Source organism: candidate division KSB1 bacterium (assembly GCA_022562085.1).
In the GTDB taxonomy this organism is placed as follows: Bacteria; Zhuqueibacterota; Zhuqueibacteria; order Oceanimicrobiales; family Oceanimicrobiaceae; genus Oceanimicrobium.
Genome location: JADFPY010000252.1, coordinates 1 through 6,840, shown reverse-complemented (window position 1 = coordinate 6,840; position 6,840 = coordinate 1). Strand labels below are relative to the sequence as shown.

6 protein-coding genes are annotated in these 6,840 nt (G+C 40.8%); 3 read left to right on the top strand and 3 right to left on the bottom strand.

Going from position 1 to position 6,840, the window contains the following annotated elements:
• Window positions 1–45 precede the first annotated feature (45 nt).
• The 3 genes from IH879_17070 (at window position 46) to IH879_17060 (ending at window position 3,157) form a co-directional block, all read left to right on the top strand.
• The gene (locus tag IH879_17070) at window positions 46–1,281 is read left to right on the top strand and encodes a hypothetical protein (GenBank protein ID MCH7676637.1); all 1,236 of its coding nucleotides are present in this window, start codon (window positions 46–48) and stop codon (window positions 1,279–1,281) included.
• Window positions 1,282–1,352: 71 nt separating this feature from the next.
• Window positions 1,353–1,994, top strand: a complete 642-nt coding sequence (locus IH879_17065; protein MCH7676636.1) for an SIMPL domain-containing protein — start codon at window positions 1,353–1,355, stop codon at window positions 1,992–1,994.
• Between the two features lie 236 nt (window positions 1,995–2,230).
• Window positions 2,231–3,157: a TIR domain-containing protein gene (locus IH879_17060; protein ID MCH7676635.1), complete on the top strand. Its 927-nt coding sequence runs from the start codon at window positions 2,231–2,233 to the stop codon at window positions 3,155–3,157.
• Between the two features lie 469 nt (window positions 3,158–3,626).
• Here the strand turns inward: IH879_17060 and IH879_17055 are convergent, their stop codons facing one another.
• The 3 genes from IH879_17055 to IH879_17045 form a co-directional block, all read right to left on the bottom strand.
• Window positions 3,627–4,610 carry a tyrosine-type recombinase/integrase gene (locus IH879_17055; protein ID MCH7676634.1) on the bottom strand — a complete coding sequence of 328 codons (984 nt, stop codon included), beginning with the start codon at window positions 4,608–4,610 and terminating at the stop codon, window positions 3,627–3,629.
• Between the two features lie 99 nt (window positions 4,611–4,709).
• Window positions 4,710–5,648: a tyrosine-type recombinase/integrase gene (locus IH879_17050; protein MCH7676633.1), complete on the bottom strand. Its 939-nt coding sequence runs from the start codon at window positions 5,646–5,648 to the stop codon at window positions 4,710–4,712.
• A 13-nt stretch (window positions 5,649–5,661) separates the two neighbouring features.
• Window positions 5,662–6,531: a tyrosine-type recombinase/integrase gene (locus IH879_17045; GenBank protein ID MCH7676632.1), complete on the bottom strand. Its 870-nt coding sequence runs from the start codon at window positions 6,529–6,531 to the stop codon at window positions 5,662–5,664.
• Between the last annotated feature and the right edge of the window lie 309 nt (window positions 6,532–6,840).

Sequence of the window (6,840 nt, the reverse complement as noted above, 5' to 3'; positions counted from 1 at the left end):
AAAAACAAAAGCACCTTAACTACAAGTGAGGAGCCTTACCCCCAATTGAAATCAGGTAAGTATAACAAAGTTATTGAAAAAAAAATTATAAATTATGATTATTTTGTTGAAACATCCATCTCAAGTGAATTGGAGAAATTACAAGATTTTGTTTTGCTAAATCTAGCCCTATCAGAACAGCCAATAAAAAAATACTATCAAAATTTCTATAAACAAAAAGAACAAGAAATTCCTAAGGATATTCAAGAACTGACCAAAATTTTACCGAAAAAACTTCTAATTCACTACTTAAATTTACAAAAAAATTTTGAATTTAATGAAAAAATCTTTAATCAAGCAATCAAGGATTTTTTTTCATTCATAAAAAATTATACTACTGATGAATACATTATGCCATTATATAATTTCCAATACAATACTAAACACGAATCTTTACAATTCGGGAAAATAACCCTTAGAAAAATTACTGATTATGAACTAAAAACAATCTCTAAACTTGATGAGAAAAAAAGAATTTCTGATCTTAATCGAGAAATAACTCATGTTCTTTCAACTTTTTTACTCTCCGATAATCTTTCATCAGGGTTTGATAATGTAAAAAAAGAATTTCAATTGCTTTTAGATGCATTAACATTAAATTTTATGGGGGATTTACAAATTGCAACTATTTATCAGAACATCAATTATCATTGGAAACCTTTTGAACGAGGAATAGAAGTTAAAAATTTTCCTGTAAAAAATCAATTAATTTTTGTAAAAGAAAAATATTATTCTTTAAAAAATTTCTACTATACTTTAAAAAAAACAAATATTGAACAAAAAGAAAATTTGTTTGTTCAAATAGCAATTAGTAGATTTAGAACTGGTCTCAATCGGTCTTCACTAGTTGATAAAATAATCGACTTTGTCACTTCATTAGAATCTCTTTATACTTCTGGCCCTGGTGATCTTACCCGTAAACTTTCTCAAAGATGTTGTATGGTAATGGGAACAAATGATGAAAAGCGTGAATTTTATCATGATTTCTTAAAAAAAGCCTATAATTTTCGCAGTGGACTGGTTCATGGAGAAAGTAAGCGTGAAATAATAATCGATGAAAAAAGTCTTGATATAGAAGAAATTAGTTCATTACTTGAAAAAATTACGAGAGAATCAATAAAAAAATACTTGAAATTAATTAATCATTATACTGGGAAAAATAAGAATAAACAAATCATTCAAGATATAGATAATTCAATAATAAATCGAAAAAAATACTCCATATTGAAAAAGAAATTTTAATTTATTAACTAATCCTTTTTCCTAATAACATTAATCTTAAATCATTATTTTCTTGAAAACCCTCTTGTAGTTTGTTTGCAAATTCTGTTACTGCACAAGAAACTACACAAACCACCGTGAAAGTACAAACTTACTCAGCTATTAAAGTACCTGCTGATGAAATTATCTTTTCAATTAATCTCAATGTTACTAAACAAAATGCCCAAGAAGCATATGATTTTCATAAAAATAAAGAAAAAGATTTAATACCCCTTTTCAAAAAATTCGAAATACCCGATAGTTCCGTCACTTATTCATTGCTGAATATATCTAAAGCTCGTAACTATAAAAAACAAAAACAATACTTTCAAACAAGACAAGGTATAAATGTAACGCTAAATAATATTCAAAAGTATGAGGCATTTCAAATTGCACTCCTGTCAAATGGATTTAATGATTTCAGGGCAACATTTTCATCAAGTCAGCGCAAAAAGGCTCTGGATGACTTATCAATAAGAGCTCTTGAGCAAGCAAAAAAGGAAGCACAAATCATTGCAGATAATCTTGGGAAAAAATTAGGGGAAATCTTAGAAGTAGTGACGCAACGTTCTCGTCAGAGGCCGACGAGAGGTGAAGCAGTTTCTTTTCTTAAGGCGACAACTTCTCTTATTGATATTAAGCAATTCATTGAATTTAATACGAATATTACGGTTATTTTTGAACTGCTTGAGTAACCATTTAATTTTTTCTGCTTAAATTGTTTTTACCTGCGTACCTAACATTTGCTGCACCTGATGGCCATTCAGGGACGTAATCTTGGAATTTTGAGATTAGCATCTGCATCTATTTGTCGAAGTTTCTCCTATGAATGGCCACAAGTGAGCATGGCGTTATGTGCTGAATCAGTAGTAATACCAAATGAAAACATAAATAGCAGGGTTATCAGCTTATTTAACTGATATTCGAAGAATTGAAGAGTGAGAAGCCAAGAATTTTTCTCAGCTATGCGCATAAGGATTTGCCAAGAATCAAAGCGCTTTATCAGAAACTGTGTCAAGCTGGTTTCAAACCCTGGATGGATAGTCAAGACATGGCAGGTGGCGAAGATTGGAGCGATGCAATAAAAGCGGCGATCAAGGAATCGGCTCTCTTTTTAGCTTGTTTATCTAGGCATTCTATGAATTACCAAGGTATTGTGCAAGACGAATTTAGAGAAGCTCTAGAAGAATGGAGGAACAAACTCTCTGCAAGTAATCATTTAATTCCGGTGAGACTTGAAGATTATGCAACTCCACTTGTACATGAATTCAGTAATTCCCATAGGATAGATTTATATAAACAGGGTGGGTTCAAGAAGCTGATAAGATCCCTCAGCGAGGCTCTGAAAGGCATAGTGCAACCTGTAGTGCTTCGCTCACAACCCATTAATAACCTAGCACGCGAAGATATGCAGAAAATGCTCAAGGAGAGAATTTTTTTTGACTGTCGTGAAAACTGGAAAGCAGAAGGTATCCAGCATATTTACAAGCGAATAACATCCAGGACAAGAAAGTTAATGATTGACCACACTACGGGTTTGCTCTGGCAGCAGAGCGGCTCTAAAGAAGCTGCGAAGAATCTTACAAAAGCTCGGAAATACATAACTGCGCTTAACAATGAAAAATACGGCGGATATGACAATTGGCGCCTACCGACACTTGAAGAAGCTATGTCCTTAACCGAGCCGATGAAAAACGACGAAGGCTTATGTATCAATACTGATTTTGATGTTACACAAGACCGGATTTGGACAGCCGACCAAAGAAACGCCTCAAGTTCCTGGACGGTCGATTTTAACCACGGTTATTGCAACGTCAACCATGCCGATTGGCTCTACTATGTTCGAGCAGCTCACTGAGGGCAATTAACTATTTTACGATATAAGTTTTGTAAAAAAGTACGAGGTTATTTCGAATTCTAAGGACATTTCTTTGAGATCTAAAGCAGAAACAAAAAATGAATTCGAGTTGTCGCCACATAACAACCGCTTGCACAGCGACGGGGGGCTGTGGCACTTTGGCAAAGATCAGTGAATTTTTCGAATTTGATTTTTGGGGCAAGCTACACACATTGAATCCCGCCGCGCGTGAAGCGGAACGAACCCCGCAGTAAGTCGGCGAGTTAGGCGCAATTAGAGGTGCTTGAAGGAGGTTGATGAAGCAGCAAGGCACCAATTGTTTGATTGCCGGACAAAAGTAGTGATAAAGACTACGAATTCAAACTATTTTGTTGTAAAAAAGCATATTTTGCATATCAGGGCGTACGACTCCCACGACGCTTTTGTCATCGTTGACTGAAATTCTGTTTGCAGTTGTATTTTACTCAGCTCATTCTCTTTGTCGATGTTGGGGTTGAAAATTCAGGTTTAGGACGCCGGCATCCAGTAACTGATTCAGATAAATAACTCCCGGCAGTTTCTCCAGGGCTTCGCGAATGCGTTGTTGTGATGGATGAATATAGATTCTCGTGCTGCGTGGTGATGCGTGACCCAGGAGACTCTGAATGACCAGGATATCCTCGCCGTTGTCATTGAGATGCGAAGCAAAGGTGTGACGCAGGGTATGGCAAGTCACCCGGAAATGCAGCTTGAAATCGAGGCGGTCGACGAGCTTTCTCATATTGTCTTCGGTGGTTCGGATCGCCAGCCGGTTGCCCTTTTTTGAAATGAACAAAGCCCGGGTTAGTTTACTGTTCTTAAAATTGTGGCGCACCGCCAGCCATTCAGACAGCACCTGCAGCATTTCCGGATTCAGGTAAAGCTCACGGCGGCGCTTACCTTTGCCAAGCACGGTGAGTGTTTTCTTCTTCAAATCGATATCTTCGACATTGAGCTTATAGATTTCGCCGACACGCAAACCAAGGTCATACATTAAAGCATAGACGGCATAGTCACGAATGCCCAAGAAGCTTGTCCGGTCAATGCTATCAAATAATTCTTTGAGTTGCTCATGTGTGAGCGCATCAGGTCGTTGTCGATAGCCGCCCCTGACCTTGAGTACATCGTAGAACGGCAGCTTATCAGCTTTTGGAACTTCCTGCAGCCTTAAGAAATGGCCATAGCTTCTGAGGGTAAAGATTTTGCGGTTGATGGAAGGGCCGGAGTTGTTGCGCTGTTTTTTCAGGTGATATTGGAAACTCATCACTGTTGGGCCATCGATGAATTCGGTTTTGCGCTCTTTGACAAAATCTCTAAACAGGTTTAAGTCGATGCAGTTGCTTCTGATGGTCTCGCCTGAGGTTTCGTAGATAGTCTTACGATAGTCAACAAAAGCATCGATGTGATTGAAAAACTGCGCAGCGGCTACAGCCATGATTTACCCCGTTAGATAGTTTAATTTATTCATGTTAAAAGTAATTGATTATGGTTTAAATTAAAACAGGCTTAACCCCACAAGTTCATTGCCTTTATCTCACGGGGTAAAGCTCCTTTCGGCTGCGCTCAAGGCAGGCCTTTCAATGGTGATTTTCGCTAACGCCTGTTTTTTTCGTGCTTTGGGCACGTGGATATAAATAGAGGTCTCATCGGTGGTGGTATGACCTAACATGGCCTCAATAGCTTCAACCGGTACATCATTGGTGTACATGTGAGTGGCGAAGGAATGTCTGAGCACATGCGGAGTGATACGCAGCTTGATGCCTGCCGCGTGTGTGAGTTCTTTAATCATGCCTCGTGCCCGGTCAGTGGAGAGTTGTTTGCCTTTGTTGTTGGAGATGGGAAACATGGGTGAAGTCATCTGTTTAGGTGTCTCCGGGTGGCCGAGATAACCGACGAGATTGCTGTAGAGCTTAGCCACAAACAGGGCGCGCTCTTTTTTGCCTTTGCCCTGAACACGCAACAAGCCGACCTTAATTTCAGGCTCATGCTCCGGCTCGAAGCTGCCGACCTTGAGGGCAGTTAGTTCGCCTATTCTGAGTCCCAGCGCCCAGAGCATGGAGACAATCACGAAGTTGCGCTCCCCGAGCCAGGTGTCGCGCTTCATCGAGCGTAAGAGCTTAAAAGCGATAGCCGGACTGAGCGGCTGATTGCGGTCGCTTTTCCTTTTACGAGGGGTGAACAAAAGTTCTGCCGGATTATGCTGACGTTGTTTCTGTTTGACCAGAAGGCCAAAGAAGTGTTTGAGGGCAGCTTTATGGTGGGTCAAACGGCTTCGGCTCAGCTGTTGTTGTTTTAAATGTGCCATCCATGCCAGGAGGTCTTTGGCGCCGGCCTCCAGTGGGTCGATGTTTAGTTGACGGGTGGCATAATCAAAGAATTTTCCGAGGCAGATTTCATAGTTTTCGACCGTGTCCGGGGCAAAGCCGGCAATATCGGCCAGTTCTTTGTGATAGGTTTGCATGAGTGTTTGCATAGTGCTTCTCCTTTCACAGGTTCATGTAGGGATGTTTTTTCATGTAGACCGCATAGACATCGGGATTGAGGTGGATGTATTGTTCGGTGTTCCGGCGCGCGGCATGGCCGAGAACATGCTGTGTGATATCCGGACCAGCGACTTTATTGAGGCAAGTAGCAGCGGTATGCCGCAAGAGATGCGCATGTAGATGCTTGTCTATGCCCAGTTCAGCCATAGCCGCGCGCAGGAAGTCTTGTACAGTGCGCTCTGAGAGTCTTTTTCTGCGTTTCGAGAGCAACAGCGGGCCTCGAGGGTGCTCAAGTGTCTGCCGATAGCGGGTCAGTGTCCTGCAGAGGATATCAGGCAAAGGAAGCAGCCTTTGGACATTGCCTTTTTCCCGTATCCGGATGAGGGCGGCACTGAGGTCGACGTCTGCAACATCGAGTTTTAACACAGAGCGCAGCCTCAGTCCTAAAAAACCGAACAGCATGATGACAATGAGGTTTCTGAGGCCATGCGGTGAGTCTGCCCGGCAAGCGAAATGTTCGAGGAGTTGATTAAACTCGGCTGTTGTGAGGTATTGTGGGACTTTCCGCCAGATTTTTGGATAAGGAATATAAGCCGCTATGTTTTCATCGATGAGTTGGTTTAGCTTGAGGAAATGGTAAAAGTGGTGCAATGCCCAGACGCGATTCTTTTTGACATGAACCGATGGCGCCTCAAAATCGGCTACGAAAACCAGAAGATGCTGGTAGGTTAGATCTGCAATTGAGCCGGCGGCAAGAGTTTGACAATAGCGGTCAAATTGCCTGAGGCGGGCAGTAAAAGCTTCGATGGACTTCGGTGGAAAATTTGAGACTTGACAGTAATGTAAAAATTGCTCAATATAGTCTTGAAGCATAGGGATTCCTCCAAAATGTAAACTGTGTGGCAATACAATTTACAATTGGTTTCCTTTTGCTTCAATAAATAGTGTCGACAAACGCGACGGGCATGAGGGTAACTCCAGTCGCCCTACGGGCTCCTTCCGTTACCCTCACCCATCTTCACTCCCCCCTTCACCTCTCACTGCGGGGTTTAGGGGTTAGGCGCGAAATAAAAAATAATTACTTATGTCAAATAGAATTTGAAAGTAATCTATGACGGATGAAGAATATTACTCATACATAAAGAAATTGTTTGGAAGATGGGCTTCCATTTATGACTTTGT

Bases quoted from the DNA above. Each gene is read 5' to 3' on its own strand.
- IH879_17050 (MCH7676633.1), bottom strand. From the start codon at position 5,648: ATGCAAACACTCATGCAAACCTATCACAAAGAACTGGCCGATATTGCC.
- IH879_17045 (MCH7676632.1), bottom strand. From the start codon at position 6,531: ATGCTTCAAGACTATATTGAGCAATTTTTACATTACTGTCAAGTCTCA.
- IH879_17055 (MCH7676634.1), bottom strand. From the start codon at position 4,610: ATGGCTGTAGCCGCTGCGCAGTTTTTCAATCACATCGATGCTTTTGTT.